The sequence below is a fragment of the Streptomyces sp. NPDC036815 genome, from assembly GCF_055609205.1.
Genome location: NZ_JBVJPW010000004.1, coordinates 300114 through 326961, shown reverse-complemented (window position 1 = coordinate 326961; position 26848 = coordinate 300114). Strand labels below are relative to the sequence as shown.

Here is a 26848-nt window from a genome sequence, read left to right as displayed (position 1 = left end):
CGGTTAGTCCAGACCGCTCACGCGCAGGGTGATGTTCAGCCGCCCGGTGAGGCCGAGCTCTGGTGGCGCGGTGCCGGGGAACACCCGCGGCACCCCGTGGTGGGCGAGGCGCGACGGACCGCCGAAGACCACCAGATCGCCGCTGCGCAGCTCGATGTCCGTGTACGGCTTCGTGCGCGTCCGGGTGTTGCCGAAGCGGAAGACACCCGTGTCGCCGAGGCTCAGCGACACCACGGGAGCATCGGACTTCTCGTCGCTGTCGCGGTGCATGCCCATCCGCGCGTCGGCGTCGTAGAAGTTGACGAGGGCGATGTCGTACGCCTCCCCGACGGTGTGACCGGCCGCTTCGGCCGCGCTGCGGCCCAGCTCGGCGAGGGCGGGCGGCATGGGCTTCACCGGGGCACCGTCCCCGTCGACGACGGTGCGCGCGTAGCCGTACGGGTACCAGTGCCAGCCCAGGCAGAACTGCCGGGCCGTCATCGTGCCGCCGCCGGGAGTCCTGACGAGCCGCAGCCCGGCGGGTGGCCTGGCCCACTCGCGGCACGCCGCCACGAGCCGCAACTGCTCCTCGGGCGTCAGCCAGTCCGGCAGGTGCACCGCACCCGGGCCGAGGACGGTCCGGGTGCGGGGGAACAGTTCCTGGCTCAGAAGGGCCACGTCCAGTCGGCGACCTCGGGGAGGTCCGTGCCGTGCTCGCGGATCCAGCCGTGGTGGCGGGTGCGGGCGTCCGCCATCGTCTGGCGCACGGCCGTCGCGCGCACGGCCAGGCCCGGGACGCGGTCGATGACGTCCATGACGAGGCGGTAGCGGTCCAGGTCGTTGCGGACGACCATGTCGAAGGGCGTGGTCGTCGTACCGGCCTCCTTGTAGCCGCGCACGTGCAGGTTGGCGTGCCCGTGGCGGCGGTAGGCGAGCCGGTGCACCAGCCACGGGTAGCCGTGGTAAGCGAAGATCACCGGCTTGTCGCGGGTGAACAGCGCGTCGTACTCGGAGTCCGCCATGCCGTGCGGGTGTTCCTCCTGGGGCATCATGCGGGCGATGTCGACGACGTTGACGACCCGGACGGCGAGCTCGGGCAGGTGCTCGCGCAGCAGCGCCGCGGCGGCGACGACCTCCTGGGTGGGCACGTCCCCCGCGCAGGCCAGGACCACGTCCGGGTCCCGCGCCCCGTCGTCGGTCCCGGCCCACTCCCAGACGCCCGCGCCGCGTGCGCAGTGCGCGCGGGCCTCGTCGAGGGTGAGCCAGTCGAAGCAGGGCTGCTTGCCCGCGACGACGACGTTCACGTAGTCGCGGCTCTGCAGGGCGTGCTCGGTCACGGACAGCAGGGTGTTGGCGTCCGGCGGGAGGTAGACCCGTACGACGTGCGGGCTCTTGTTGAGCACGTGATCGACGAAGCCGGGGTCCTGGTGCGAGAAGCCGTTGTGGTCCTGGCGCCACACGTGCGAGGTCAGCAGGTAGTTCAGCGACGGTACGGGCGCGCGCCAGGGCAGGGCACGCGACGTCTTCAGCCACTTGATGTGCTGGTTCACCATCGAGTCGATGATGTGGACGAACGCCTCGTAGCACGAGAACAGGCCGTGGCGCCCGGTGAGCGTGTACCCCTCGAGCCAGCCCTGGCAGAGGTGTTCGGAGAGGACCTCCATGACCCGGCCGTCGCGGGCCAGGTGCTCGTCGGTGTCGAGGGTGCGGGCCTGCCAGGCCTTGCCCGTGGCCTCGTAGAGCGCGCCGAGCCGGTTGGACTCTGTCTCGTCCGGGCCCACCACCCGGAAGTCGCGGCGGTCGGCGGTGTCGGCCATGACCTGTTCGAGGAGGCCGCCGGTGACCCGGGTCGGCTCGTGCAGGGTGGTGCCCGGCTTGTCGACGGTGACGGCGAACCGCTCCAGCGGCGGCAGGGGCAGCGGGCGGGTGAGCCGGCCGCCGTTGGCGTGCGGGGTGGCGCCGAGGCGGCGCTCGCCCTCGGGGAGGCAGGACCGGACCTGGCCGGTGGGGCTGCCGTCGGCGTCGAAGAGTTCGCGCGGGCGGTACGAGAGCAGCCACTCCTCCAGCTGCCGCAGGTGCTCGGGGTTGTCGCGGACGCCGGCCAGCGGGACCTGGTGCGCGCGCCAGGTGCCCTCGACGGGCTCCCCGTCCACGCTCTTCGGCCCGGTCCAGCCCTTGGGCGTGCGCAGCACGATCACGGGCCAGCGCGGGCGGCCGTCCCCGTCGCCGCCGCGGGCCGCCCGCTGGATGGCGGCGATGCTGTCGAGTGCCCGGTCCATGGCCTCGGCCATCGCCCGGTGGACGGTGAGGGGGTCGTCGCCGCTCACGTACACGGGCTCGTGGCCGTAGCCCCTGAGCAGCGCGTCGAGTTCGTCCTCGGGCAGCCGGGCGAGGACGGTCGGGTTGGCGATCTTGTAGCCGTTGAGGTGGAGGATCGGCAGGACCGCGCCGTCGTGGACGGGGTCGAGGAACTTGTTCGCGTGCCAGGACCCGGCCAGCGGTCCGGTCTCCGCCTCGCCGTCACCGATCACGCAGGCGACCAGCAGGTCGGGGTTGTCGAGCGCGGCGCCGTAGGCGTGTGCGAGCGAGTAGCCGAGCTCGCCGCCCTCGTGGATCGAACCCGGCGTCTCGGGCGCCACGTGGCTCGGCACACCGCCGGGGAAGGAGAACTGGCGGAAAAGCTTCGCCATGCCCTCCGCGTCCCGCGTCACGTCGGGGTAGATCTCGCCGTACGAGCCCTCCAGCCAGGAATTGGCGAGCACGGCGGGGCCGCCGTGGCCGGGCCCCCAGATGCACAGTGTGTCCAGGTCGCGTTCCCTGATGACCCGGTTGAGGTGCGTGTGGACGAGGTTGAGGCCGGGCGAGGTGCCCCAGTGGCCGAGGAGGCGCGGCTTGATGTGCTCGGGCCGCAGCGGCTCCGTCAGCAGGGGGTTGCTCATCAGGTAGATCTGACCGGCGGCCAGGTAGTTGGCGGCACGCCAGTGGGCGTCGAGTGCCTCCAGGTGGTCCTTCGCCAGGGGTGCCACGGGCTTCTCTCCTCGCAAGATTCGGAACGTACGCCGGTTCGGGGTACGGCGGAGCGCTGCGCGGGTTCCACGGGAGCGGCGGGTCAGTCGTGTCGGTCGTGCGGGAGGCGGCCCGCCCTTCGTGGGGACACCGGCCGTGCACCACGGCCGGTGGGCCCCAGCACATCAGTCGCGGGGGGCGTCCGCCACCGGGCGGGGACGTCGGTGTCCGCTCTTGACCGCCCGCAGCAGCACGAACTTCGGGTCGCTCGCCACGACCTCCGCGTTGCCGAAGAGCTTGCGGAGCTGCACGTGGTAGCCGAGGTGGCGGTTGCCGATGACCCACAGCTCGCCGCCGGGGCGAAGGGCGGCGCGGGCGCCGGTGAACATCCGGCGGGCGATCGCGCCGGTCGTGGCCTGGTGGCTGTGGAAGGGCGGATTGTTCAGGACGAGGTCCACCGTCCCCTCGGGCACGGCCGCGAGCGCGTCGCCGGCCACGAAGTGCGCCTTGGCGTCCTCGGCGGCGTTGGCCCGGAAGGTGGCCTCGGCGGAGGCCACGGCCTGGAACGACTCGTCGATGAAGGTGACGGTGGCGTCCGGGTCCGCGACGGAGGCGGCGGTGCCGAGCACGCCGTTGCCGCAGCCGAGGTCGACGACGTGCGCGCCGCCCCGCGCGCGCGGCAGGTGCTTGAGGAAGAAGCGGGTGCCGATGTCGAGCCGGTCGGCGCAGAAGACGCCCGCGTGGTTGACGACGGTCAGACCGGCGCCGGCTCCGGAGTCTGCGGGCAGCACGTACCTGCCCGGCCAGGGGCTGGGGCCCGCCGCGCGCGCCGGGTCGGGCGTGCTGAAGATGAGCCGCGCCTTCTGCCGGGCGAGGGACGTCCTGGTCGGCCCGATGATCCGCTCGAAGAGGTCGAGGGTCGAGGTGTGGATCTCGGTCACCATGCCGGTGCCGACGACGACGGTGCCCTCGTGGACGGCGGGCGCGATCCGGTGCAGCTGATCCTCCAGGAGCGCGAGGCTCTTGGGTACGCGGACCAGGAGCACGTCGACGCGGGCGGGCGGCGTGTCCCTGGTCGTCAGGAGCCGCGCCGCGTCCGGCGCGTGCCCCGCCCGCGCGAGGTTGGCCCGGGTGGCCTGCTGCGCGAGGAAGGAGTCGGTGATCTGCACGGGCACGCGCGCGTGCCCGGCGAGAGCGGTGGTGAGGGCGCCCCACCGGTCGCCGACGACAGCCACGGCTGCGGGTTCCGGTCCGCAGAGGTCGACGGCCGCTGCCCCCTCCTCCCCCGCCAGGTGCCGCAGCAGATAGGCGTCGGCCGCCGACCAGGCGCGCAGCTGGTCGCGGGGGTCCTCCGGGAAGCGGGTGAGGTCGTACGCGCCCCATGACGTGCTCAAACGGTTCATCGTGCCCTCAGGCTAACGGAGAGCGCCTTCTGTGCCACGATCGGCACAGACCCGGGGCCCCGGCGCCGCTACCGTCGAATCCATGATCGTATGGCTCAACGGAACCCACGGCGCGGGCAAGACGACGACCAGCGCGCTGGTGCAGCAACTCCTTCCCGACTCAAGGGTGTTCGACGCCGAGAAGGTCGGCGAAACGCTCATGGACATCACGCCGGGGCTGCCCTGGACGGGCAACTTCCAGCACTGGCCACCGTGGCGACCGCTCGTCGTCGAGACGGCCCGCCAGGTGCTCGACTACACCGGCGGCACGCTGGTGATGCCGATGACCGTCCTGGTCGAGCGGTACTGGCGCGAGATCAGCTCAGGTCTTGCCCAACACGCCATCCCTGTACGGCACTTCGTCCTCCACGCCGACGAGGACACCCTCCGCGGCCGCATCGCGGGCGACTCACCCCTGCCCTCCCCCTTCCGCCTCGCGCACCTGGAGCCCTACGCCGAGGCGGCCCGCACCTGGCTGCACGCCGAGGCCGAGGTCGTCGACACGACGCACCTCACGCCCGCGCAGGCCGCGCTGCGGATCGCGGAGGCCGTCAAGGCGTGAGGTCCGGCTCCTCGAAGCAAGGGGTGGCGGCCGGGTCGTACGGCAGGGTCGAGAGCGTGTCCGCACAGCCCCGGTCCACCGCCTCCCGTTGGCGCTCGGTGTGCGGCCCCGCGGGTTGCGCGGCCAGTCGCGCCGCCAGCTCCTCGTGCGCCTCGGTGACCGCCGCGGCGGTCGCCCGCCAGTCGGCGTCGTCCGGTACGCGCGCCAGCTCCACGCAGTGCGGCTCCGCGCCCTCCGCCAGCGCGGCGGCGGCCCGGTCGTGACCGTCGAGGAGCAGCCAGCCGTCCAGGAAGGAGACCCACCACAGCAGGACGGGGGCGAGGGTGCCCTCCCGGACGTGCTTGCGGCAGGCCTTCACGTGCGGGTCGTCCGGCGCCGGGAGCGGGCGCAGCGGCAGCACCCCGTGCCAGCCGCCGCCGCAGAGCAGTTCGAGGGTCGCGTCCGGCCAGTCCCTGACGAGGTCTACGCTCCAGATCCCCGGTGCGAACGCCGGGCGCGGGAGCAGGCTCCAGCGTCCGCGGTGCAGCGGCCCGTGCGCCGTGTCCTCCAGCCACCGCGCGTACCGGTGGGGCCAGTCGGCGCCGGTGCGCATGGTCGCGGCGGACAGGGACGGCAGCGGCGAGCGGTGGCCGGGCAGGCGTCGCAGCCGCAGGTCACGGCAGCAGCCTTCACCCTCCGACCGTGCCTCGATCAGCGTCCGCTCTCCCTGGCGCAAGACCCACCGGCGCTCCGTCACCGCCTCGAACCGCAGCGGGGGCCGGGCGGGCCCGCCATCGCTCACGTCGGCGTCGCGTACGTCGCCGTCGCGTACGTCCAGGACGAGTCCGCCCCCGGGAAGCAGTTCCCGTCGTGCGCCCGAGGGCCGGTTCACCGCTCGGGCGTGGGCTCGAACCAGGTGGGGGCCTCCGCCATCGCCTGCTTGATCCGGAACAGGGAGAACTCGTGCAGCGGGGGCAGCGCGTCCACGTCGAACCACGCCACTTCCAGCGACTCGTCGTCGTTGACCCGGGCCTCTCCGCCGACGGCGCGGCAGCGCAGGGTGATGTCCATGTACTGGCAGTTGTCGCCGTTGTCGTAGGTGACCGGTTCCAGCGCCTGCACCAGGACGACGCGCTCGGGCACGCAGTGCACGGCCGTCTCCTCGTACACCTCGCGCACCGCGCACTCCGCGGGCTGCTCACCGGGTTCCGGGATGCCTCCGATCACCGACCACCTGCCGTTGTCGGAGCGCCGCCCGAGCAGCACCCTTCCCTCGTCGTCGAAGACGATGGCGGTGACTCCGGGGAGCCAGAGGAGCTGCTGGCCGGCGTCGGCCCGGATCGTGCGGATGAAATCAGGAGTAGCCATGCTCCGACCCTAACGGCGCCCGGCCGCCGCTCGGGGCGTGGCCGGTCTACCGCTCCGTCGCCGCCCGCCGGCTCCGCACCGCCGACGTCACCGCCCAGCCGAGCCCGCCCGCGGCGAGCAGCACCAGGATGCCCTCGGGCAGGGTGCCGAACCGGGTGGCGGGGGTCCGCGACGAGCGCAACGGGACCTCCTCCACGAGGGAATCGGCGGTGTACCAGGTCGTCTTGGCCCTGACCTTGCCGTCCGGCATGATCACGGCGCTGACGCCGCTGGTCACCGGCACCGCGACGGCGCGGCTGTGCTCGACCGCGCGGATCCGGGACATCGCGAGCTGCTGGTAGGTCATCTCGCTGCGGTCGAAGGTGGCGTTGTTGCTGGGCACCGAGATGATCTGCGCGCCGTTGGTGACGGTGTCGCGCACGGCCCAGTCGAAGGCGGCCTCGTAACAGGTCGCGATGCCCACCCGGGTGCCGGCCATGGTGAAGACGCCGGGCGCGGTGCCCCGGCTGAAGTCCTGGCGCACCTTGTCGACGTCGCTGCTGAACGAGCTGATGAGGGAGCGCAGCGGGATGTACTCGCCGAAGGGCTGGATCTGGCGCTTGTCGTAGGTGTCCGTGGGGCCCTTCCTCGGGTCCCAGAGGATCTGCTCGTTGTAGAGCTTGCCGTCCTCGCGCTCGACGACGCCGCCGATGGAGACCGGCACTCCGATCGCGGCGACCGCGCGCTCGATCGCGCGGCGCGCCTCGGGGTCGGTGAACGGGTCCACGTCGGAGGAGTTCTCCGGCCACAGGACCAGGTCCGGGCGCTCGGCCCTGCCCGCCTTCACCTCGGCGGCGAGGCGCTCGGTCTCGCGCACATGGTGGTCGAGTACGGCGCGGCGCTGAGCGTTGAAGTCGAGTCCCGCGCGCGGGACGTTGCCCTGGATCGCGGCGATGGTCGCGGTGCCGTCCTCCGCCGTGTCGCTGACGAGCGGGCGCGCGGCGAAGGCCCCGGCCACCGGGACGAGGACGCTGAGCACCGCAGCGGCGGCAGCACCGCGGCGTACGGCCCCGGCGCCGCGTGCCTCGCGGACCCGGCGGACGATCTCGTACAGCCCGAAGCCGCACAGGACGACCGCGAAGCCGAGCACAGGGGTGCCGCCGAGCGCGGCGAGCGGCAGGAAGACGCCGTCCGCCTGTCCGAAGGCGATCTTGCCCCACGGGAAGCCGTTGAAGGGCACGCGCGCGCGTGCCGCCTCACCCGCGATCCAGAGGGCCGCCGCCCAGAAGGGGTAGCCCGGCAGGCGCGAGACGGCCGCGATGCCCGCGCCGACCAGGGCGATGAAGACCGCCTCGACGGCAGCGAGCGCCAGCCACGGGCCGGGGCCGACCTCGACGCCGGTCCACACGAGGAGCGGCAACAGGAAGCCGAGGCCGAAGAGGTACCCGAGGCCGAGGCCCGCCTTCCAGCTGCGGCCGTGCAGACACCAGGCGAGGAGCCCGAAGGCCGGGAGCGCCAGCCACCACAGCGTGCGGGGCGGGAAGCTTACGTAGAGCAGCACTCCGGAGAGGGCCGCCACTGCGGCGGGCACGAGCCGTCGCAGGACCCGCACGCCGCGTGCGACCTGCGAAGTCTGTGGTTCGAGCTGGTCCGGCTCGTCTACGGGAGTGGTGGTGGCGGTCACCCGGGGAGTGTACGGCGCGTCACCTGGGGCCCGACAGCTCGGCCGGGCGGTACGGCGGGGCCGGGCACGGGAGCGTCCGCCGTATCGTTCCTGCACAACTGGCTCCAAAGGGGGGCGTCAGCCGTTAACGTGTGGCCGGGTCCCTGACACCGGCCGGTGCACGCCCTCGTGGAGCGGGCCCGCCGGTGGGGACCCGTCATACACCGGGGGGCGACGGGGTGGGATCTACGGGGACAGCTGTGTCGGCCGGTCCGGCGGCGGCGCCGGAACGACGGAGTGCGTCCGACGCGACGGGCGGGGCGCTGCTCGGCGCGTGCGCCGCCTGGGCGCTGATCACCGCGGGGGTGCACGGGGGCAGTCCCGAGGGGATGCTCCTCGCGGTCCTCGCCGTGGCCGCCGGTTATGCGGGCGGGCGCATCTGCGGAGCGCTGCTCCCGGTCGCCGCGCCCTGCGCGGGGGCGCTCGCAGGGCTCGGGCTCGCCGTGACCGCGCCGCGTCTCGCGCTCACCCCCTCCTCCCCGCTCGGCCACGCAGGTGCCACGGCCGCGCTGCTGATCCTGTCGGCCGGCGCGGCCTGCTGTGCGGCGTGGGCGGCCCGCACTCCGTCGGCCCGTCTCGTGCTGCGGCTGTTCACCGCGGGGGTCGCGGTCGTCGCCGCGGCGCTCGGCTCGCCGGTCGGGTGCGCGGGCGCCGCCGCGGTGCTGCTCTGCTCGCTCGCGGCGGCCCGGGTGCGCAACAGGACGCTGGGCATCGCCGGACTCGCGGCCGCGGCGGTGCTGATCACCGGCGTCTGTCTGGCGGTCGCCGACGACGCGCTGCCCGACGGTCTGACGGCGCCCCTGGCGGGCGGGCTCGGACAGCACCGGGTGCTGTTGTGGCACGACGCGCTGGGCCTCGCGGAGCGTGACCCGGTGATGGGTGTGGGACCCGGGCGGTTCGGCGAGGTCAGCCCGGTCGTCGCCGAGGACCTCGTGGCCGACGGCAAGCCGCACTCGGCGCCCTTGCAGCAGGCGTCGGAGCAGGGGCTCGTGGGGGCGGCGCTGCTGGCGGCGGTCTTCTGCTGGCTGCTCCACGCCCTGTGGCGCTCGCCTGGCCCCACCCAGGTCGTGCTGTCGGCGGGGGCGGCCCTCACGGCGCTCGCGGCCGTGGCCGCGGTGGGCAACGCGCTGAGCGTGACGACCGTGACGACGGGTGCGGGGCTGCTCGCGGGGATCGCCACGGCGCGGCCGCTCAACGACGAACCGCGGGACGGCTCGCTTCCCCGGCCCCGCTGAACGAGGCGCGCGTCGGCGAGGCTCGCGCCGACGGGGCGGTCAGGCGCCGTTGTCCTTGAGGCCGAGCCGGTCGCGGATGGCGCGCACCGCAGCCTCGGCGTTGTCCACCGTCACCGTGAACTTGTGTCCGTCGCCCAGGCTGAGCACCAGGCCCTCGCCGCGCCGGACCACGACGGCGGTGCCCTTCTCGGGGCGCCAGCGGTAGCCCCAGCCGCCCCACTGCCGGGGCGTGACGGCGGGCGCGAAGTCCGCGCCGACGACGTGGGAGAGCGGGATGAGGCGGCGCGGAAGTCCCAGATGGCCGCAGCGCACCTCCAGGCAGTCCTTGTCGACCTTCACGGCCACGTGCACGAAGGCGAGCGTCCCGAAGAGCATCAGGAGTCCGACGGCGATGCATCCCACGACGGACATGACCAGCGGCGCGATGCCGGAGGTCCACATGGAGTCCACCGCGAGTTCGATGCCGAGTGCCAGGCAGGCGGCCCCGGCGCACGCCAGGAGCCACTGCGCACGGTTGGTCGCACGTCCGGTCCAGACTTCGGGCGGGCTGTCGGAAGCGGCCCGCTCTTCCGGGGCTTGGTCCGTCATGCTTCGAGACTACTCAGAATCCGCCATGAAGCCACTGGATCACACAGGGTGACCGCCGGGGGGATAAGCGGCGACTCAGCCGTGAGGACCGCGGGAGCAGCGGCTCAGAGCGCCGAGCCGACCGCCGCGAGCATGCGGCCCTCCGCGTACGCGAGCGCCGCGGGCGGCAGCTGTTCCTCGCGGCCGCTGAGCAGGACGGTGAGGCCGGGCGGCGCGGCCGTGGCGTTCGTGCCGGAGAGCGCTCCGGTCCTGCGCAGCGCCTGGGCGGCCACCGCGCCGGCCGAGCCGTGCAGGACCATGGGCGGCAGGCCGGGCTGCTGGACGGCGGCGCGAATGCGCTCGGCGACGAGCTCGTAATGGGTACAGCCCAGGACGACGGCCCTTACATCACGCGGGGTGATGGCCGCCGCGGCGGCGATGGTCTCGTCGATGGCCTGCTCGTCCGCGTACTGCACGGCGTCGGCGAGACCGGGGCAGGGCACCTCGGTGACGGTGACGCCGTCCGCGAATTCGTCGATGAGGCCCCGCTGGTAGGGGCTGCCGGTGGTGGCGGGCGTGGCCCAGATGGCCACCGGACCGCCACCGGCGGCCGCGGGCTTGATCGCCGGCACGGTCCCGATGACCGGGATCCCGGGCTCCAGACGGGCCCGCAGCGTGGGCAGCGTATGCACGGAAGCGGTGTTGCAGGCCACGATCAGCGCGTCGGGACGGTGTGCGGCGGCGGCCTCGGCGACGGCGACGGCGCGCTCCGTGAGGTCTTCGGGCGTGCGCGGCCCCCACGGCATTCCGTCGGGGTCCGAGGAGAGCACGAGGTCGGCGTCGGGCCGCAGGCGGCGTACCGCGGCCGCGGCGGCGAGCAGTCCGATACCGGAGTCCATGAGCGCGATCTTCACCCGGTCACCATAGTCGATGGGCCCCACAGGCCCCTTCCCGTGGGGCAGACTTCGGCGGATGAGCGCCGTTGCGTGGATCGCCACCGGATCGCTTGCCGCGTGGCTGTGGCTGTTGTTGGGGCAGGGCTTCTTCTGGCGTACAGACGTACGTCTGCCACCGCGCCGGGACCCCGCCCACTGGCCGTCGGTCTGTGTCGTCGTCCCCGCCAGGGACGAGGCGGACGTGCTCCCGCTGAGCCTGCCGTCCTTGCTCGCGCAGGACTATCCGGGGCGGGCCGAGGTCTTCCTCGTGGACGACGGCAGTTCGGACGGTACGGGCGAGCTGGCCCGTGCGCTGGCCGAGCGCCACGGCGGGCTGCCGCTCACCGTCGCCTCCCCCGGTGAGCCGCCCGCGGGGTGGACGGGCAAGCTCTGGGCGGTACGCCACGGAATCGGCCTCGCACGCGCGCGTGAGCCCGCATACCTGCTGCTCACCGACGCGGACATCGCCCACGAACCGGACAGCCTGCGGCAGTTGGTGGCCGCGGCGGGCGCCGGGAACTTCGACCTCGTCTCCCTCATGGCCCGGCTGCGGGTGGAGAGCGGGTGGGAGCGCCTGGTGGTCCCGGCGTTCGTCTACTTCTTCGCGCAGCTCTACCCCTTCCGCAGGATCGGCCGGAAGGGGTCACGGACGGCCGCGGCGGCGGGCGGCTGCGTGCTGCTGCGTACGGACGCGGCCGAGCGCGCCCGGATCCCGGACGCCATCCGGCAGGCGGTGATCGACGACGTGGCGCTCGCGCGGGCGGTGCGGCGCTCCGGGGGTCACATCTGGCTGGGCCTCGCCGAGCGCGTCGACAGCGTGCGTCCGTATCCGCGCCTCGGCGACCTGTGGCGGATGGTGTCGCGCAGCGCGTACGCACAGCTGCGGCACCATCCGCTCCTGCTCCTCGGCACGGTCGGCGGCCTCGCCCTGGTGTATCTCGCCCCGCCCGTGACGCTGTTCGCGGGTCTGGCCGCGGGGAGCGCGGTGACAACGGCGGCCGGCGGCCTGGCCTGGCTGGTGATGACCGCGACCTATCTGCCGATGCTGCGCTACTACCGTCAGCCGCTCTGGCTCGCCCCGCTGCTGCCCGGCACCGCGTTCCTCTATCTCCTGATGACCGTGGACTCGGCGGTGCAGCACTACAGGGGGCGTGGTGCGGCGTGGAAGGGACGTACCTACGCGCGCCCCGACACCGCCGCCGCGGAACCCGCGCCCGAGCAGCGCTGAGGCCCGGCGTCCCGCTACTTCCTGCCGGGCGTCCAGTTCATGCCCCACCCGTAGGCGTGGTCCATGGTGCGCTGCGGGCTCACGCCGCGCTCCGGCACCAGATAGCGGGCCTCGCGCTGGACGACGAGGTCGCCGCCGTTGTTGGTGATCAGCGCCAGGGCGCACACGGTCGAGGGGACCGTGCACTCGTCGAGCGAGAAGTCGATCGGGGCGCCGTGCTGCGGCTGGAGGGTGACGGTGGCGTTGAGGTCGGCGAAGCTGCGCGCGCCTTCGTAGATGGTCACGAAGATGACGATGCGGCGGAAGTCCTTGATGTGGTCCAGGTTGATGGTGAGGTTCTCGCCGGTGGCGACGGCGCCGGTGCGGTCGTCGCCGTCGAGCAGGATGTACGGCGGCTGGTGCAGCGCTCCGAAGGCGTTGCCCAGTGCCTGGACGACGCCTTTGCGGCCGTCGGTGAGTTCGTAGAGGGCGCAGAGGTCGAGGTCGAGATCGGCGTGCATCGCGACGGCCCTGCCGAGCTTGGCGCCCCAGCCCTTGAACTGCTTGCGCACCTCCCAGTTGAGGTTGACGCGCATGCCTCCCGAGGTGCCGCCCTGCTTCGTCAGGGAGACGGACGGCGCGTCCTTCGTCAGCGTCACCTTGGTCAGGCGCACGGGCGCGGGCGCGGCGGCGGGCGGAGCGGGCGGCGCGGCCACGGGCGGGACGGGCGCAGCGGCCGGCGCGGGCGGGACCGGAGCTGCCGGAGCGGGCGCCGGAGCCGGTGTCGCCGGGGCGGGGGCCGCCTGCTGCGGCTCGTCCACCGTGATGCCGTAGTCCGTCGCGAGGCCTTCGAGGCCGCTGCCGTACCCCTGGCCGACGGCGCGGAACTTCCACGCGCCCTGGCGTCGGTAGAGCTCACCGAGGACGAAGGCGGTCTCCACCGTCGCGTCGGAGCTGTCGTAGCGCGCGAGTTCGGCGCCACTGGACGCGTCGAGGACGCGGACGTACAGGCCGGGGATCTGCCCGAAGGTGCCGCCGTCCGCCGACGCGGCGAGCACCACGGTCTCGATCTCCGGCTCCACGCGGGCGAGGTCGACCGCAAGGACGTCGCTCACACCGGTGGCGGACCGCTGCTTGCCCTCGTGCCGCACCGCTCCGGAGGAGTGCGCCGGCTGGTTGTAGAAGACGAAGTCCGCGTCGGAGCGCACCTTTCCGGCGGCGGAAAGCAGCAGCGCCGACGCGTCGGCGTCCGGCACCCCGGCTCCGGAACCCCACCCCAATTCGATCCGCACCGCGGGTGCCGGTACGGGAACATTCGATCCTTTAGACATTGTCATGTCCGCCCCCATCACAAGTCGCCGCGTCCGGCGGGTTCGCCGTTTCGTTCATGACCAACCTATTACCTGGACCACACAGAGGCCCACGACCGCCTCCCGGGGACCGGCACGGCCAACCCCGGGTAACCCGCCAGGACCTCGGCCTTTACACGATCCAGACGTCGCTCGGCGACCGATTTTCCCAAGTTCGCTCGCATTGGGGGATCCCCCACCACAGTCACCACGTGAAACAACCCTCTTATCGGTCTCCCCAACCAGCACATCAAGGGCTTAACTTATGGAGCATGACCTCCCCCCGCTCCACCTATGGCGGCGGTTACTACTCCGCGCCGTCCTTCCCGGACACTCCGATCTACGACTCCCTCGTCGCAGAGCGGGGCACTCCGCAAATCGCCCCGATCCGGGTCCCTTCCGCGTACGACACGGGCAGTCACCTGCCTGCCCTCCCGGCCGCGCTGCCCGCCCTGCCGGCCGCCCCGTCCCATCACAACCCCGCGTACGGCTACGCGCAGGCCCCGCAGCCCGCACCGCTGCAGCAGGCGCCGTCGCCGTACATCCCGCAACAGGCGGGGGCTCCGCGCGGTTACCCGGGCGCCCAGCCCCAGCGACCCGCTCCCGGCACCGGGTACGAGGCGATGCGCCCCGCGGCGCCCCGCCCGGCTCCGGCGCCGCACGAGGACCCGTACGACCGCCCGTACCGCGGGTACTGACCGTCTGTGGCCCTTCCTGTCAGTGACCGCTGGCAGGATGGCCGCATGACGCAGCCGACCGCCGTCGACCGCCGCCGAGGCACCGCCCGGCCGCGAGACCCCGACGGCGAAGCGCCCGAGCCCACCGTGACCGTGCCGGTGGAGGTCTGACGGGACGAGGCCGGGCGGGGCGACCGCCGACGACCGAATCGACCGGAATCATCCGCATCGGTGGCCGTTTCGTGATTCCCGAATGATCCGAGCCCGGACGGGGAACTCGAAGACGGGGCACGGTCGTTGGGAATCGTGGATGTGAAGGGCAACGCCAAGGAGGCGACCTCGGAGGGTGATCTCGCCCTCCCTTCTCGCCTTCCGCGCGTGGTCCGTGCCGTTCCTGGTCGAGACGGACGCGGAAGGGGGTGCAGGGCAGTGCGGACGATCGTCGGTCTCTGGCGGTGGCGCCACAATCCGCTGCGCCGCGGCACCGATCTCGCCGAGGCCTGGCTGGCCCTGGTCACCCTGGTGTTGATCGTCGTCGCCGTGCCGGTCCTCGGCGTGCTGACCGCGGACCTGTCGCGGGACGCCCTGCTCGGCTCGGTGCGCCAGCAGCACGAGAACCGCCACAGCGCCGTCGGCACCGTCCTGCGGAAGATCGACTCCCCTCCGCTCGACCCCGACCCCGAGACCTCGTCGGCCCGTGACGCGCACAGCCGGGTGCTCGCCCGCTGGACGGCCCCGGACCGCACCGACCGCTTCGGCATCGTCCTGTCCGACCTCAAGACCCCCGAGGCGGGCGACCACTTCAGGCTGTGGACCGACGAGCGCGGCCGGGTCGTGGGCCGCCCGCTGGACGGCGCGACCGCCACCACGCACGCGGTCCTCGCGGGTCTCGGCGCGGCGGCGGCGACCGCCGGACTCATCGAGGGCGCCCGCAGGATGATCCTCTGGCGCATCGTCCGGGGGCGGTACGAACGGCTCGACCGGGCCTGGGACAAGGCGGGCCCCGACTGGGGCAGGACCGGCACCGGTTCCTGACCCGCCCGGCGCGGCCGACCGCCCACTGTCCCGCGCCACTGTCCGCGCCGCCGCCCCGCGTCCTCGAACAAGCCTGCGCAAGGCCGCGCAGGTGAGAGCCTGGCCATCGGGTCAACTCCGCCTGCTCCCGCGCGCTACGGTGGACCGGCCGAACTCTTCGGCTCCCTGCGCGGTGACACGGCACGAGTGGCACGGCACGACGACGCAGGATCCCGCGTACGACTTGGTGGGGGCAGAGCAACTCCATGGCACAGGGCACGGTCCAGGTGACGCACACCGGCACGTCGCGGTGGCGGCGCCGCACCGGCGAGTACGCCTCGCTCGCCGCTGCCTTGGAGGCCGCGAGCGACGGGGACATACTGACCGTCGCCGCGGGCACCTACCGCGAGAACCTCGTCGTCCAGCGCGCGGTGACCCTGCGCGGCCCCGAGAGCTCGCCCGGTTCGGTGCGCATCGCACCCTCCGACGGCGTGCCGCTGACCGTCCGGGCCTCAGCGGTCGTCCAGGACCTGCACATCGAGGGACAGGACTCCTCCGCGCCCGCGCTGCTCGTCGAGGACGGCGCCCCGGAACTCATCGGCATCCGCGTCGTGACCCGCTCCGCGGCCGGCATCGAGGTGCGCGGCGGCGCGCGGCCCACCGTGCGCCGCTGCACCGTCGACAACCCCGGCGGCATCGGCATCGCCGTGCTCGACGGCGGCGGCGGGGTCTTCGAGGAGTGCGAGATCGTCGCGGCGGGCCAGTCCGGCGTCGCGGTGCGCGGCGGCGCACACCCCCGCCTGGAGCGCTGCCGGGTGCACCACGCCTCGGGCGCGGGCCTCTCGGTGACCGGGGAGCACAGCGGACTCGAGGCCATCGGCTGCGAGGTGTACGAGGTCAAGGGCTCGGGCGTACAGGTCACCGGGCGGGCCGCGGCGCACCTGACCGACTGCGACGTGCACCGCACCACCTCCGACGGCGTCACGCTCGACACGGACGCCGTGCTCACCCTCGCCGACTGCCGCATCCACGACATCCCGGAGAACGCGGTCGACCTGCGCTCCCGTTCCGTGCTCACCCTCACCCGGTCGACGGTCAGCCGCTTCGGCCGCAACGGCCTGTCGGTCTGGGACCCGGGCACGCGCGTGGACGCCAACCAGTGCGAGATCCACGACAGCACCGGCGACTACCCGGCGGTCTGGGTCAGCGACGGCGCCACGGCGGTCCTGGAGTCGTGCCGGGTGCACGACGTGCCGGACGCGCTGTTCGTCCTCGACCGCGGATCGCGCGCCGACGTCGTCGACAGCGACCTCTCCCAGGTGCGCAACACCGCCGTGTCGGTGAGCGACGGCGCGACCGCGCAGCTCGACGACTGCCGCATCCGCGAGGCCGCTACGGGCGCCTGGTTCCGCGACCACGGCAGCGGCGGCACCCTCGCCAACTGCACCGTCGACGCCGTCCAGACGGGCGTGATCGTCACCAAGGGCGCGGACCCCACCATCGAGCGCTGCACGGTCACTTCACCCGCCGAGGCCGGTTTCTACGTCTCCGCGGGCGGCCGCGGCAGCTTCCACGGCTGCCGGGTCAGCGGCAGCGGGGGCTACGGCTTCCACGTCATAGACGGCTGCCGTACGACGCTGAAGAAGTGCCGTACGGAGCGGTGCGCCCGCGGCGGCTTCGAGTTCGCCGAGGAGGGGCCGCTCGTCGAGGACTGCGTGAGCGACGAGAGCGGCGGCCTGCGCGCCCTCGCGCCCGCGGCGCCGACGGCGCCCGCCGTCCAGACGGCTACGCAGACCGTCGGGCTGCTCGGCTCCCTGCCCGCCCAGCAGACACCGCAGGCCGCGCCCGCCCAGGCCGAGAAGCCCTCCCGCGTCTCCAAGGAGGTCCTCGGCGAACTCGACGCGCTGGTCGGCCTCGACAGCGTCAAGCGCGAGGTGCGTGCCCTCACCGACATGATCGAGGTGGGCCGCCGCAGGCAGCAGGCCGGTCTCAAGGCCGCGTCCGTCCGCCGCCATCTGGTCTTCACCGGCTCCCCCGGCACAGGCAAGACGACCGTCGCCCGGCTGTACGGCGAGATCCTGGCCTCGCTGGGCGTTCTGGAGAGCGGCCACCTCGTCGAGGTCTCGCGCGTGGACCTGGTCGGGGAGCACATCGGCTCGACGGCGATCCGTACGCAGGAGGCGTTCGACCGGGCGCGCGGCGGAGTGCTGTTCATCGACGAGGCGTACGCGCTCTCGCCGGAGGACTCCGGGCGCGACTTCGGCCGGGAGGCCATCGACACGCTCGTGAAGCTGATGGAGGACCACCGCGAGGCCGTCGTGGTCATCGTCGCGGGCTACACCGCGGAGATGAAGCGGTTCCTCTCCGTGAACCCCGGTGTGGCGTCCCGTTTCTCACGGACCATCACCTTCAGCGACTACGCGCCCGAGGAGCTGCTGCGGATCGTGGAGCAGCAGGCGGACGAGCACGAGTACCGCCTCGGCACGGGCACGTCCGAGGCGCTCCTGAAGTACTTCACGGTGCTCCCCAAGGGGCCCGGGTTCGGCAACGGCCGCACCGCGCGGCAGACCTTCGAGGCGATGGTGGAGCGGCACGCGGGCCGGGTCGCCCAGCTCGACGAGCCGAGTACGGACGAGCTCACCCTGCTGTATCCGGAGGATCTGCCGGAGTTGGTGTGACCCCGTCCGGCGCGGCGGGACGGGGCGCCGGAACCTCCGGCTTGAGGCGGGCGAGCAGCCGCGCCCGCTCCTCCGCGAACGCGGGGTCGGCCTGGTAGTCGCCGTGCCCGAGGATCGGCGCGGGGAGCGGATGCTCCTCCGTACGGCCGTAGGCGAGGGGGTCCTTGAGCGCGGGCCTGTCGACCTGCGGGCCGCACTCGCCGTGCAGCTGGATGGGGCCGCCGATCGGATCGGTGGTGCGGTGCAGGTTGCGCCAGCAGTCGACCTCGCGGTGCAGTGAGGACAGGGCGGCCGGGCCGAAGTGGGCGGGGAACCAGCGGCCGTAGAGGCGCTCCAGGGGTGAGCCGTAGGTGAGCAGGGCGACGCGTCTGCGGACCGACGGGCGCAGCTGCCAGGCCGCGGCGGCGGCGAGGACGCTGCCCTGGGAGTGCCCGGAGAGGACGAGGCGGCCGCCCGTGGCGCTGGTGGCACGCGTCCAGGCGGCCATCCGCCAGGTCAGGTCGGGCACGGCACGCTCGGCGTAGCAGGGCGGCGCGAAGGGGTGGGCGGCGCGCGGCCAGAAGGTGCCGACGTCCCAGAGGATGCCGATGGTGCGGCGGGCCGACGCGTCCTTGTAGGCGCGGCGGCCCCAGGTGACGAACAGTATGAAACCGAAGCCGATCAGCCAGGAGCCGAGCGCCTGCGACGTCTCGGCCGCCCCCTCCAGGACGTCGGGCAGCCCCTGGGCGGCCTGCGCCGGTACCTCGTCGGTGGCCCAGGCGCCGGTGAGCGCGCCCGCGCCGAGCAGCAGGGTGACGGCGGAGACGATGCCGACGAGCAGCGGCGCCCGGTCGGTGAGGGCGGCACGCGCGCGCGTGCCGGCGATGCGGCGGGTGCGGGTGGTGTCCTTCGGCTCGCCGGGGTAGTCCGCCGGTACGTGCGCCATCTCGCGGTGCTTGCGCTGGAGGGTGCGCACGGCGAACCAGCCGCACAGCGCCGCGACGACCACGAGCAGGAGCGGGATCACGGACGCCTGCCAGGTGAGCAGCGCGGGCGGTCCGTCGATCGACCCCTGTCTGCCGTCCAGCCAGTCGGCCACGCGCTGTGCCCCGCCGCCGGTCATGACGCCGCCGAGCGCGCAGGACAGCATGGCGACGGCGGGTCCGCCGAAGCCCCGGATGGCCGTGCGTGAATCGGGTGAGGAGCGGTACAGGAAGTGGGCGACGGCGGCCAGGCACAGGATCAGGAGACCCTGGACGAGCGCGAGGCCGCCGAACGTGGCGTTGCCCGGCAGCCTGCCCTCGGAGCGCCAGCCGGGGCGCGACCAGCCCGCGTACACCAGGGCGAGGGCCAGCAGGGCGAGGGCGCCCAGCGGAAGCCAGCGCACCAGGGTCTTGTCCAGTTTCCGGTCGAGCCGGTTCTCGCTGCGCCCCCTGCGACACACCACCCAGACGACGACTCCCCCGCCCAGGACGAGTGTCGAGTCGAGCGCCCAGCCCAGCGCGTCGAGCAGGGCGGGGCCTCCGGCGCGCCGGTCCCGCCGTGCGGCCGAGGTGCCGACCGCCCCGGCGACGGTGAGCAGTCCGGCGGCCGTGTGGGCGGCGCGCAGCCTGGCCACCAGGCGCCGGCCGTACCAGAAGCCGGGCCTGCCGAGCGCGGTGCGGCTGGTCTCCTCCTCCGGGTCGGGCTGGTGGGGCAGGGGCTGCTGGGACTCGTACGCGCTCCAGGTGCGGTGGGAGAGGTACCAGAGCAGGCCGGTGAGCGCGGCGGGCAGAAGGGCGGCGAGGGCGAGGCGGCGGCCGGGCTGGGACCACCAGCCGCCGTTCCCGGCCTCGTCGGTGGCGAGGAAGCCGAGCCAGGCGCGGTCCTCGGCGCACCGGGGGGTGCCGGCGCACTGCCAGGCCATGAGGTCGATCGCGAGCTCGCAGGCGGCGGCGACGAGCAGCACGGTGAGGGTGAGGCCGACGAGGCGCACCAGGAGGCCGTAGGTGCGCACGAGCCGTTTGCGGTGGCGCGAGGTGGGGCGCATCCAGTGGGCGATGTTGACGACCATGAAGGGCAGCAGCAGGAGCCACAGGGCGCGGGAGCCGTTGCCGGAGGTCAGGTTGCACCAGACGTACGCCTCCGGCACCGGTTTGCCGCGGTAGTCGTCGGGGCGCCGTTCGGCGTCCGCGTCCTCGGCGCGGCGGAAGACGGCCGCCGTGTCGTCGCCGGAGATCCGCACGGTGCGCGGGTCGCCCAGCATCTGTTCCGGTGTGGTTCCCCCGACTCCGTGGACCAGGAGTTCCAGGGCGGTCTCGTCCTGCGTGGCACGCTCCACTGTTCCGCTTCCCCGAGATGCGCATGATGAGGGAACCAGGATCTCGGGTCGCGGGTCTCCGCGCACCCCTCGTCACGCAATCTCCTCCTTCCGCGTCTGCTCGCGCCGGGTCTCCGGCGTGCCGTTCGCCGTCCGTGGAGGGCCGCCCGGGCGGTGGGACGGCCGTCGGCGGCCCGTGCGAGGATGAGGCAGCGCGCCGCCCGGGCGCGACCAGAGTGACGGGGCAGAAGGGCCGGACCGGCGTGAGCGACCATCAGAACCTTCTCGCCGAGCAGCGCCGTGCACTGATCCTCGACGAGGTGCGCCGCCGCGGCGGCGTCCGCGTCAACGAACTCACCCGCAAGCTCGGCGTGTCCGACATGACCGTGCGCCGCGACCTGGACGCGCTGGCCCGCCAGGGTGTCCTGGAGAAGGTCCACGGCGGCGCCGTGCCGGTGGTCGAGGCGAGTACGCACGAGCCGGGCTTCGAGGCCAAGTCGGGTCTGGAGCTGACCGCCAAGGAGGACATCGCGCGGACCGCGGCGTCCCTGGTGGTGCCCGGCACGGCGATCGCCCTGTCCGGCGGCACGACGACGTACGCGCTCGCGCACCACCTCCTGGACGTGCCGGACCTGACGGTGGTGACGAACTCGGTGCGGGTGGCGGACGTCTTCCACTCCGCTCAGCGCACGTCGGGGCAGCGGCAGGGCGCGGCGACGGTCGTGCTGACCGGTGGCGTGCGCACGCCGTCGGACTCGCTGGTCGGCCCGGTCGCGGACCAGGCGATCGGGGCGCTCCACTTCGACGTGCTCTTCCTCGGGGTGCACGGCATATCGCTCGAGGCCGGTCTCTCGACGCCGAACCTGGCCGAGGCCGAGACGAACCGGCGCCTCGTGCAGTCGGCGCGCCGCGTGGTCGTGGTCGCGGACCACACCAAGTGGGGGACGGTGGGCCTGAGTTCGTTCGCCACGCTCTCGCAGGTGGACACGCTGGTGACCGACGCGGGGCTGCCCGCGCAGGCGCGCGTGGAGATCTCCGAGCATCTGAACCGGCTCGTGGTCACGGGTGAGCGCCCGGCGGCCGAGGAGACGGCCGGTTCCGCCGACACCGCGGCCGCCGACGGGACGGCCGAAGACGCTGAAGACGCCGTGGATCACGTCGACTCCGAACCCCGCACAGACATCTGACGGCCCGCCAGCTAAGGTGTCCGGGCCCGGTCACCCGTCTCGTTCCGCAGGGGGCAGAGTTCGATGGCACGCCGACTGAGTCCCGTAGGTCTCGACTTCGTCGATTCCGCTCCGCTGCGCCTGGTCTTCGTACGCGAGGTGAGCGCACCGCCCGAGGCGGTCCACCGCGCCCTGGCCGACGACGTGACGAGCTGGCCCCGGTGGTTCGACGCCGTCACCCTGTGCCGGCCCACCGGCGGCGGCACCGGCCGCGAGGTCCGGCTCAAGGGCGGCACCCTCTTCCGGGAGTCGGTCCTCGCGGCCGAGGCGCCGGTGCGGTACGCCTACCGCGTCGACGAGACCAACGTCCCCGGCCTGCGCGCCCTCCTGGAGGAGTGGCGGCTCTCCCCCACCGGCAGCGGCACGCGGGTGCAGTGGACGTTCGCCGCGGACGGCGCCGCCCCGCTGCGCGGCGCCCTGCGGCTCGGCCGCGCGGGACTCGGCCGGGCGTTCCGCGACGCCGTCACGGCCCTGGACCGGCGGCTCAGCACGGCCACGGCATAAGAGCGTGTGTCACATCCCCGGCCGGGGATGTGACACACGCTCTGACCCCCACGGGGAGGCCAGGCCTTATTCGGGCCACGCCCCCGTACCGAGGAGCGTGTCGATCGCCTGCGCGTACGGCGTGATGTCCAGCCCCTGTTCGGCCAGCCACGCGTCCGAGTAGTACTTGTCCAGGTAGCGGTCGCCGGGGTCGCAGAGCAGGGTCACGACACTGCCCGTCCGGCCCGCGGCCACCATCTCGGCGACGATCTTCAGCGCGCTCCACAGCCCCGTACCGGTCGAGCCGCCCGCTTTGCGGCCGATGGCCCGCTCCAGCGCCCGTACGGCGGCGACGGACGCGGCGTCCGGCACCTTCATCATGCGGTCGATCGCGCCGGGCAGGAAACTCGGCTCCATGCGGGGCCTGCCGATGCCCTCGATGCGGGAGCCGCAGTCGCTCGTCGCGTCCGGGTCGCTCTTCGTCCAGCCGTCGAAGAAACAGGAGTTCTCCGGGTCCGCGACACAGATGCGGGTGTCGTGCTGCATGTAGTGGACATAGCGCGCGATGGTCGCGGAGGTGCCGCCGGTGCCCGCCGTGGCGATGATCCACGCGGGCTCGGGGTAGCGCTCCAACCGCAGCTGCTGGTAGATCGATTCGGCGATGTTGTTGTTGCCGCGCCAGTCGGTGGCCCGTTCGGCGTAGGTGAACTGGTCCATGTAGTGGCCGCCCGTCTCGACGGCGAGGGCCGCGGACTCCGCGTACATCGTGCGTGAGTCGTCCACGAAGTGGCACTGCCCGCCGTGGAATTCGATGAGGCGGATCTTCTCGGCGCTGGTCGTGCGGGGCATCACCGCGATGAAGGGCACCCCGATCAGCTTCGCGAAGTACGCCTCGGAGACGGCCGTGGAGCCGCTGGACGCCTCGATGACCGGGCGGCCCGGCCTGATCCAGCCGTTGCACAGGCCGTACAGGAACAGCGAGCGGGCGAGGCGGTGCTTGAGGCTGCCCGTCGGATGGGTCGACTCGTCCTTGAGGTACAGGTCGATGCCCCACTGCTCGGGCAGCGGGAAGCGCAGCAGGTGGGTGTCGGCCGAACGGTTGGCGTCGGCCTGGACCTTGCGGACGGCTTCTTTGAGCCAGGCCCGGTAGGCGTCGTCGCTGTGGTCGATGTCGAGCGTCGGCATCGGCTCGTCGACTCGATCCTGCTGCGGGGTGGTCACGGCGGGGCTCCTTCGCGTCGTGCCGGACGCGATTCGACGCGGCCGTACGCATCGATCTTAAACACCCGCCACACGCCCCTCACCTGCATAAACACACCTTTGAGCACCTCAAAGGCACAGGTGTCACAGCCTTGGGTAAAGCTTTCCGGAAGCCCCGGACGGGCGAGCGAGACCGGTCGGCGGTCGTGTCTACGCGCCCTGGTGCTGGGCGCCCGCTACGTGCAGACTTCACGGCACGGGGCACCCGTCCCGTGACAAGCGGCTCATCGAAGCGCACCAGGGGGCGATGCCATGGCGGAGCCGGAATTCACGGCCACAGGCGTACAGATCGAGCGCCGGTTGCGCTCCCTCACGCGCGCCGGACAGGTACGCATCAGTGACGGCCGACTGGAGTTGCTCACCAGCTACGGCACGGAGATCGACAGCGCGCCGCTGCAGGCGGTCCGCACGGGCAAGCCGTGGTTCGCCGCGGACGACCGGGCACTGGCCGAGGTGAACGGCACCCGGTATCGCCTCACCCTCGGCGAGCACGAACCGAGGCCCGGTGAAGCGGGACCGCCGACGGTGCGCAGATTCATCGAAGCGGTGCGCAGCGCCACGGAGCACCACCGCCCGCGAGGCTGAGCGGGGCCCCGATCCGGACGTGCGAGTTGCAGGCCCGCACCCCCTGGGTCACTCTGGTCTCACATCACTCTGGGTTTACCGGCGATGACGCTGCGAACCAGCCCGCCGGCCACACAGCAGGCGGCAGACCACGCGGCCCCTGCTGGATCCGAACGTCGTCTTCTTCCGGACCTCAATTCGGGGAGTCGCAGCCGTGATCAGCCAGCCAAGCAGGCATTGCACGGTAGAGCTCCAAGCCCTGCCATCGCGGATCCGCCAGGTCCGCAGAATCGTATCTGCGCAGTTGCGCTACTGGCATCTGGATCCCTTGATCGACCTGGCCGCCATGGGGGTGACGGAACTGCTCACCAACGTCCATCGGCATGCCGAGCCGGACAAGGTGTGCACCGTGGAGATCGAGCTGCTGCTCGACCGCCTCACGGTCTCCGTCCACGACCACGATCCCCGGCTTCCCCGGATCGGTGACGCGGATCCCTTCGCCACGTGTGGGCGGGGACTCGCGATGGTCGCCGCCGTGAGCGAGGCGTGGGGCGTGAGCCCGCAGGGCGACGCGGGGAAGATCGTGTGGTTCACGCTTCCCATCCCTGTCCCCGCCGGGACCATGTCCTCGTATCCCGTGTACGGGGTGCGCGGAAAGACTCCCGCCCGGTCGGCCGTTGCCGGCTGACCGGGCGGTGATCGTCCGCTCGCGGCATCCACCCGTGCCCGTAGGCCATCGCGCGTACGCGGGCGGCCCCGGCGTCACTCGGTGGCGATGGCCCGCAGCACATCGAGACGCGCCGCCCGACGAGCCGGGCGCAGGCCCGCCAAGGCTCCCGCCGTCAGGCCCACCAGGGCGACCACCGCGAGCCGCACCGGTGGCACGGCGAACGCGAAGGCGCTCTCGGTCGCGCCGTCGGACGCCTTGACCAGGACCCAGCCGAGGAAGCCGCCGAGCGCGAGCCCACCGGCCGTCCCGAAGGCGGCGACGAGTACCGACTCCCAGCGGACCATGGCCCGCAGCTGTGCCCTGGTCTGCCCGACCGCGCGCAACAGGCCCAGCTCACGCGTGCGTTCGTGGATCGCCAGCGTCAGCGTGTTGGCGATGCCGAGCAGCGCGATGAGCACCGCGAGGGCGAGCAGCGCGTAGACGAGGGTCAGCATCATGTCGATGCCGCCCGCCGAGGTCCGAGCGTACTCGGCGCGGGTCTGCACGTCCGGATTGCCGTGGTCCCGCGCGACCTCGGCGACCGCCGCCTTGCCCTCGGCCGTGCTCACGCCGTCCTTGAAGGTGACGGAGACGAGGCTGTCGGAGTCCTGCATACGGTGCGGGGCCCAGGCCTCACGGGTGACGACGTAGTCACCGGCCAGCTCGGAACGGCCGTAGACGGCGCGGACCGTGAAAGTCTCCTTCGTGCCGTCGGCGAAGGCCAGTTCGGCCCGGGACCCGACCTTCAGGTCCTGCTTCGCCGCCTCCGAGCGGGTGATCGCGATGCCCCTGTCGCCGAGCGCGGCCAGGGATCCGTCCACGTGCCCGAGGTCGAAGGACTCGGCGAACGGACCCGGGTCCGTGACGGTCAGGGCGCGCCCCTCGCCGTCGACCTCCGCGGCGCCCTTGCCGAGCCCGACGGCGGTCTCGACCTCCGGCCGCTCGGCGAGCGCGGGGGCCAGTTTCGGGCTCAGACCGCTGCCGCCCGCGCCGAAGCCGGGAGTGCTCACCGCGACGTCGCCGGCGAAGGAGCGGTTCACGGTCTGGTCCATCGTGGCTTTCAGCGAGGCGCCGAAGACCGTGAAGAGCGAGACGACGGCGACGCCGATCATCAGCGCGCTCGCCGTGGCCGCGGTCCGTTTGGGGCTGCGCAGGGCGTTGCGCCGGGCGAGGCCGCCGGGGACGCCGCGCAGCCGGTCGAGGGGCCCGCCGAGGACCCGTACCACGCGCGCGGAAGCGACCGGTCCGAGCACCACGAACGCCACGAGGGCCAGCACCGCGCCGGACCCGGCCAGCCACACGGAAGGGCTGGCCAGGACGCCGGTCAGGGCGAGACCTACCGCGAGCAGGGCGAGGGCCGCCCCCACCGCGGCGCGTCGGCGCGAGGCGGCCGAGTGGTCCACCGCGGTCTCGCGCAGCGCGGCGAGCGGCGCGGTGCGTCCGGCCCGTACGGCGGGCGCGAGAGCGGAGCCGAGACAGACCACGACGCCGACGGCGAGCGGCAGCAGCATGGACAGCGCACTGATCACCAAGTCGCCCTCGGGAAAGGGGAATCCGATGGCGGGGAAGAGCTGTTGCAGACCGGCCGCGATGCCGATGCCGCCCGCGAGGCCGGCGGCCGACGCGACGACGGCGACGACGCCCGCCTCGACGAGGGCCGACACGGTGACCTGTCGGCGCGAGGCGCCGAGGGCGCGCAGGAGCGCGTTCTCGCGGGTGCGCTGGGCGACGACGATGGCGAAGGTGTTGTGGATGCTGAAGGTGGCAACGAGCAGGGCCACGCCGGAGAACACCAGCAGGAACGTGGTGAAGAGGTCGAGGAACTGGCCGGAGATGTTGTCGGTGTTCTCCGCCGCCGACGCCTCGCCGGTGATCGCCTCGACTCCCTCGGGCAGTGCGGGCGTCAGCGCCTCGACGAGTTCCCGCTCGCTCACGCCCGGGCCGGCCCGCACCTGGATGGCCGAGGCCTCGCCGGGCTTCGGGGTGAGGTACTTCTCGGCGTCGGCGAGCGTCATGCCGGTGAAGGTGGTCTGCGCCATGCCGTCCTCGCCGCCGAAGGCCGCGAGGCCCACGATCCTCACCTCGACGGGGTCAGGGGTGCGCAGGATCGTCGTGTCGCCCACTTCGAGGTCGCCGGTCTCGGCGGCGCCCCGGTTGACGACGACCTCGCGGGGCTTCGACGGGGCGCGCCCTTCGGCGAGTCGGTACGGGTTGAGCCGGGCGTCGTCGATCCAGTTCCCGGCGACGGTGGGCGGGCCCTGGCCGCCGATGGGCTCGCCGTCCTTGCCGAGGAGCTGGCCCGCGCCCTGGACGCTGGGCGCGGCGGCCGCCACGGCCTCGGACTTCTCGATCCTCTCGACGAGAGAGGTACTGACGGGCTTGCGCGTGCCCTTGCTGTCGTCGGGGGTGGTGATGGTGTCGGCGCTGCGGACGACGGCGTCGGTGCCGCGGGCGGCGTTGCCGAACATCGTGTCGAAGCCGGCGCGCAGGGTGTCGCCCATGACGAGGGTGCCCGCGAGGAAGGCGACGCCGAGCATGACGGCGAGAAAGGTGCCGGCGAAGCGGCGCTTGTGGCCGCGCAGGGAGGAGAGGCTGATACGGACGGAGGCGCTCAGGGAGCTCGGGGAA

22 protein-coding genes are annotated in these 26848 nt (G+C 73.1%); 10 read left to right on the top strand and 12 right to left on the bottom strand.

What is annotated here, in order from left to right:
• Nucleotides 1–3: 3 nt before the first annotated feature.
• The 3 genes from ACZ69I_RS12425 to ACZ69I_RS12415 form a co-directional block, all read right to left on the bottom strand.
• Nucleotides 4–648: an alpha-ketoglutarate-dependent dioxygenase AlkB family protein gene (locus ACZ69I_RS12425; RefSeq protein WP_470832055.1), complete on the bottom strand. Its 645-nt coding sequence runs from the start codon at nt 646–648 to the stop codon at nt 4–6.
• Entirely contained in the window at nt 645–3005 is a 2361-nt protein-coding gene (locus ACZ69I_RS12420) for a phosphoketolase family protein (protein WP_467679936.1), read from the bottom strand. Before ACZ69I_RS12420 ends, ACZ69I_RS12425 begins: the two co-directional genes overlap by 4 nt.
• Nucleotides 3006–3170: 165 nt before the next feature.
• Nucleotides 3171–4388 carry a methyltransferase gene (locus ACZ69I_RS12415; protein WP_470831914.1) on the bottom strand — a complete coding sequence of 406 codons (1218 nt, stop codon included), beginning with the start codon at nt 4386–4388 and terminating at the stop codon, nt 3171–3173.
• 82 nt (nt 4389–4470) lie between these two features.
• Here ACZ69I_RS12415 and ACZ69I_RS12410 point away from each other — a divergent pair, with 82 nt between their 5' ends.
• Nucleotides 4471–4989 carry a P-loop nucleotide/nucleoside kinase family protein gene (locus tag ACZ69I_RS12410; RefSeq protein ID WP_470831912.1) on the top strand — a complete coding sequence of 173 codons (519 nt, stop codon included), beginning with the start codon at nt 4471–4473 and terminating at the stop codon, nt 4987–4989.
• Here ACZ69I_RS12410 and ACZ69I_RS12405 read toward each other — a convergent pair.
• Genes ACZ69I_RS12405 through lnt form a run of 3 tightly spaced genes read right to left on the bottom strand, consistent with a single transcriptional unit; the run spans nt 4979 to nt 7999 of the window.
• Nucleotides 4979–5860, bottom strand: coding sequence for a hypothetical protein (locus tag ACZ69I_RS12405; RefSeq protein WP_470831911.1), 882 nt, complete (start codon nt 5858–5860; stop codon nt 4979–4981). The genes ACZ69I_RS12410 and ACZ69I_RS12405 overlap by 11 nt on opposite strands.
• Entirely contained in the window at nt 5857–6336 is a 480-nt protein-coding gene (locus ACZ69I_RS12400; protein WP_467679944.1) for an NUDIX hydrolase, read from the bottom strand. The genes ACZ69I_RS12405 and ACZ69I_RS12400 overlap by 4 nt, the downstream gene beginning before the upstream one ends.
• Before the next feature lie 46 nt (nt 6337–6382).
• The gene (lnt, locus tag ACZ69I_RS12395; RefSeq protein ID WP_470831909.1) at nt 6383–7999 is read right to left on the bottom strand and encodes an apolipoprotein N-acyltransferase; all 1617 of its coding nucleotides are present in this window, start codon (nt 7997–7999) and stop codon (nt 6383–6385) included.
• Between the two features lie 239 nt (nt 8000–8238).
• Between lnt and ACZ69I_RS12390 the strand changes: the two genes are divergently transcribed.
• The gene (locus tag ACZ69I_RS12390; RefSeq protein ID WP_470831907.1) at nt 8239–9273 is read left to right on the top strand and encodes an O-antigen ligase family protein; all 1035 of its coding nucleotides are present in this window, start codon (nt 8239–8241) and stop codon (nt 9271–9273) included.
• 39 nt (nt 9274–9312) lie between these two features.
• Here ACZ69I_RS12390 and ACZ69I_RS12385 read toward each other — a convergent pair whose 3' ends face one another.
• Complete coding sequence (locus ACZ69I_RS12385) at nt 9313–9861, bottom strand: hypothetical protein (RefSeq protein WP_467679950.1); 549 nt, start codon at nt 9859–9861, stop codon at nt 9313–9315.
• A 104-nt stretch (nt 9862–9965) separates the two neighbouring features.
• Complete coding sequence (locus tag ACZ69I_RS12380) at nt 9966–10754, bottom strand: glutamate racemase (protein ID WP_467679952.1); 789 nt, start codon at nt 10752–10754, stop codon at nt 9966–9968.
• A 58-nt stretch (nt 10755–10812) separates the two neighbouring features.
• On the opposite strand from ACZ69I_RS12380, the gene ACZ69I_RS12375 reads away from it, so the two are divergent.
• Nucleotides 10813–12003 (top strand): glycosyltransferase, encoded by a 1191-nt coding sequence (locus tag ACZ69I_RS12375; RefSeq protein ID WP_467679954.1) that lies wholly within the window; start codon nt 10813–10815, stop codon nt 12001–12003.
• A gap of 14 nt (nt 12004–12017) precedes the next feature.
• On the opposite strand, the gene ACZ69I_RS12370 is transcribed toward ACZ69I_RS12375, so the two are convergent.
• A complete protein-coding gene (locus tag ACZ69I_RS12370) occupies nt 12018–13331 on the bottom strand; it encodes a TerD family protein (protein WP_470831904.1) in 1314 nt (437 codons plus the stop codon).
• A gap of 272 nt (nt 13332–13603) precedes the next feature.
• On the opposite strand from ACZ69I_RS12370, the gene ACZ69I_RS12365 reads away from it, so the two are divergent.
• From ACZ69I_RS12365 to ACZ69I_RS12355, 3 genes are all read left to right on the top strand, one after another.
• Nucleotides 13604–14029 carry a DUF6643 family protein gene (locus ACZ69I_RS12365; RefSeq protein ID WP_470831902.1) on the top strand — a complete coding sequence of 142 codons (426 nt, stop codon included), beginning with the start codon at nt 13604–13606 and terminating at the stop codon, nt 14027–14029.
• Between the two features lie 408 nt (nt 14030–14437).
• The gene (locus ACZ69I_RS12360; RefSeq protein ID WP_470831901.1) at nt 14438–15043 is read left to right on the top strand and encodes an Rv1733c family protein; all 606 of its coding nucleotides are present in this window, start codon (nt 14438–14440) and stop codon (nt 15041–15043) included.
• A gap of 245 nt (nt 15044–15288) precedes the next feature.
• The gene (locus ACZ69I_RS12355) at nt 15289–17700 is read left to right on the top strand and encodes a right-handed parallel beta-helix repeat-containing protein (protein WP_470831900.1); all 2412 of its coding nucleotides are present in this window, start codon (nt 15289–15291) and stop codon (nt 17698–17700) included.
• Here the strand turns inward: ACZ69I_RS12355 and ACZ69I_RS12350 are convergent.
• Entirely contained in the window at nt 17660–19924 is a 2265-nt protein-coding gene (locus ACZ69I_RS12350; protein WP_470832053.1) for a hypothetical protein, read from the bottom strand. The two genes, ACZ69I_RS12355 and ACZ69I_RS12350, sit on opposite strands and share 41 nt — an antisense overlap.
• Before the next feature lie 317 nt (nt 19925–20241).
• Between ACZ69I_RS12350 and ACZ69I_RS12345 the strand changes: the two genes are divergently transcribed.
• Together ACZ69I_RS12345 and ACZ69I_RS12340 are read left to right on the top strand one after the other, a co-directional pair.
• The gene (locus ACZ69I_RS12345) at nt 20242–21165 is read left to right on the top strand and encodes a DeoR/GlpR family DNA-binding transcription regulator (RefSeq protein WP_470831898.1); all 924 of its coding nucleotides are present in this window, start codon (nt 20242–20244) and stop codon (nt 21163–21165) included.
• A 63-nt stretch (nt 21166–21228) separates the two neighbouring features.
• Nucleotides 21229–21708 carry an SRPBCC family protein gene (locus tag ACZ69I_RS12340; RefSeq protein WP_470831897.1) on the top strand — a complete coding sequence of 160 codons (480 nt, stop codon included), beginning with the start codon at nt 21229–21231 and terminating at the stop codon, nt 21706–21708.
• 66 nt (nt 21709–21774) lie between these two features.
• Here ACZ69I_RS12340 and cds1 read toward each other — a convergent pair whose 3' ends face one another.
• Nucleotides 21775–22872 (bottom strand): L-cysteine desulfhydrase Cds1, encoded by a 1098-nt coding sequence (gene cds1, locus ACZ69I_RS12335; protein ID WP_470832052.1) that lies wholly within the window; start codon nt 22870–22872, stop codon nt 21775–21777.
• Nucleotides 22873–23199: 327 nt separating this feature from the next.
• Here cds1 and ACZ69I_RS12330 point away from each other — a divergent pair, with 327 nt between their 5' ends.
• Nucleotides 23200–23532: a hypothetical protein gene (locus ACZ69I_RS12330; RefSeq protein ID WP_467679968.1), complete on the top strand. Its 333-nt coding sequence runs from the start codon at nt 23200–23202 to the stop codon at nt 23530–23532.
• Nucleotides 23533–23725: 193 nt separating this feature from the next.
• Nucleotides 23726–24199 carry an ATP-binding protein gene (locus tag ACZ69I_RS12325; protein ID WP_470831896.1) on the top strand — a complete coding sequence of 158 codons (474 nt, stop codon included), beginning with the start codon at nt 23726–23728 and terminating at the stop codon, nt 24197–24199.
• A 74-nt stretch (nt 24200–24273) separates the two neighbouring features.
• Here the strand turns inward: ACZ69I_RS12325 and ACZ69I_RS12320 are convergent, their stop codons facing one another.
• Nucleotides 24274–26835, bottom strand: coding sequence for an ABC transporter permease (locus ACZ69I_RS12320; RefSeq protein WP_470832051.1), 2562 nt, complete (start codon nt 26833–26835; stop codon nt 24274–24276).
• Nucleotides 26836–26848 lie beyond the last annotated feature (13 nt).

Coding starts and splice junctions, on each gene's coding strand:
- ACZ69I_RS12330 (WP_467679968.1), top strand. CDS start 23,200: ATGGCGGAGCCGGAATTCACGGCCACAGGCGTACAGATCGAGCGCCGG.
- ACZ69I_RS12355 (WP_470831900.1), top strand. CDS start 15,289: ATGGCACAGGGCACGGTCCAGGTGACGCACACCGGCACGTCGCGGTGG.
- ACZ69I_RS12350 (WP_470832053.1), bottom strand. CDS start 19,924: ATGCTGGGCGACCCGCGCACCGTGCGGATCTCCGGCGACGACACGGCG.
- ACZ69I_RS12365 (WP_470831902.1), top strand. CDS start 13,604: ATGACCTCCCCCCGCTCCACCTATGGCGGCGGTTACTACTCCGCGCCG.
- ACZ69I_RS12415 (WP_470831914.1), bottom strand. CDS start 4,388: ATGAACCGTTTGAGCACGTCATGGGGCGCGTACGACCTCACCCGCTTC.
- ACZ69I_RS12370 (WP_470831904.1), bottom strand. CDS start 13,331: ATGGGGGCGGACATGACAATGTCTAAAGGATCGAATGTTCCCGTACCG.
- ACZ69I_RS12400 (WP_467679944.1), bottom strand. CDS start 6,336: ATGGCTACTCCTGATTTCATCCGCACGATCCGGGCCGACGCCGGCCAG.
- ACZ69I_RS12375 (WP_467679954.1), top strand. CDS start 10,813: ATGAGCGCCGTTGCGTGGATCGCCACCGGATCGCTTGCCGCGTGGCTG.
- ACZ69I_RS12385 (WP_467679950.1), bottom strand. CDS start 9,861: ATGACGGACCAAGCCCCGGAAGAGCGGGCCGCTTCCGACAGCCCGCCC.
- ACZ69I_RS12340 (WP_470831897.1), top strand. CDS start 21,229: ATGGCACGCCGACTGAGTCCCGTAGGTCTCGACTTCGTCGATTCCGCT.
- ACZ69I_RS12410 (WP_470831912.1), top strand. CDS start 4,471: ATGATCGTATGGCTCAACGGAACCCACGGCGCGGGCAAGACGACGACC.
- cds1 (WP_470832052.1), bottom strand. CDS start 22,872: ATGCCGACGCTCGACATCGACCACAGCGACGACGCCTACCGGGCCTGG.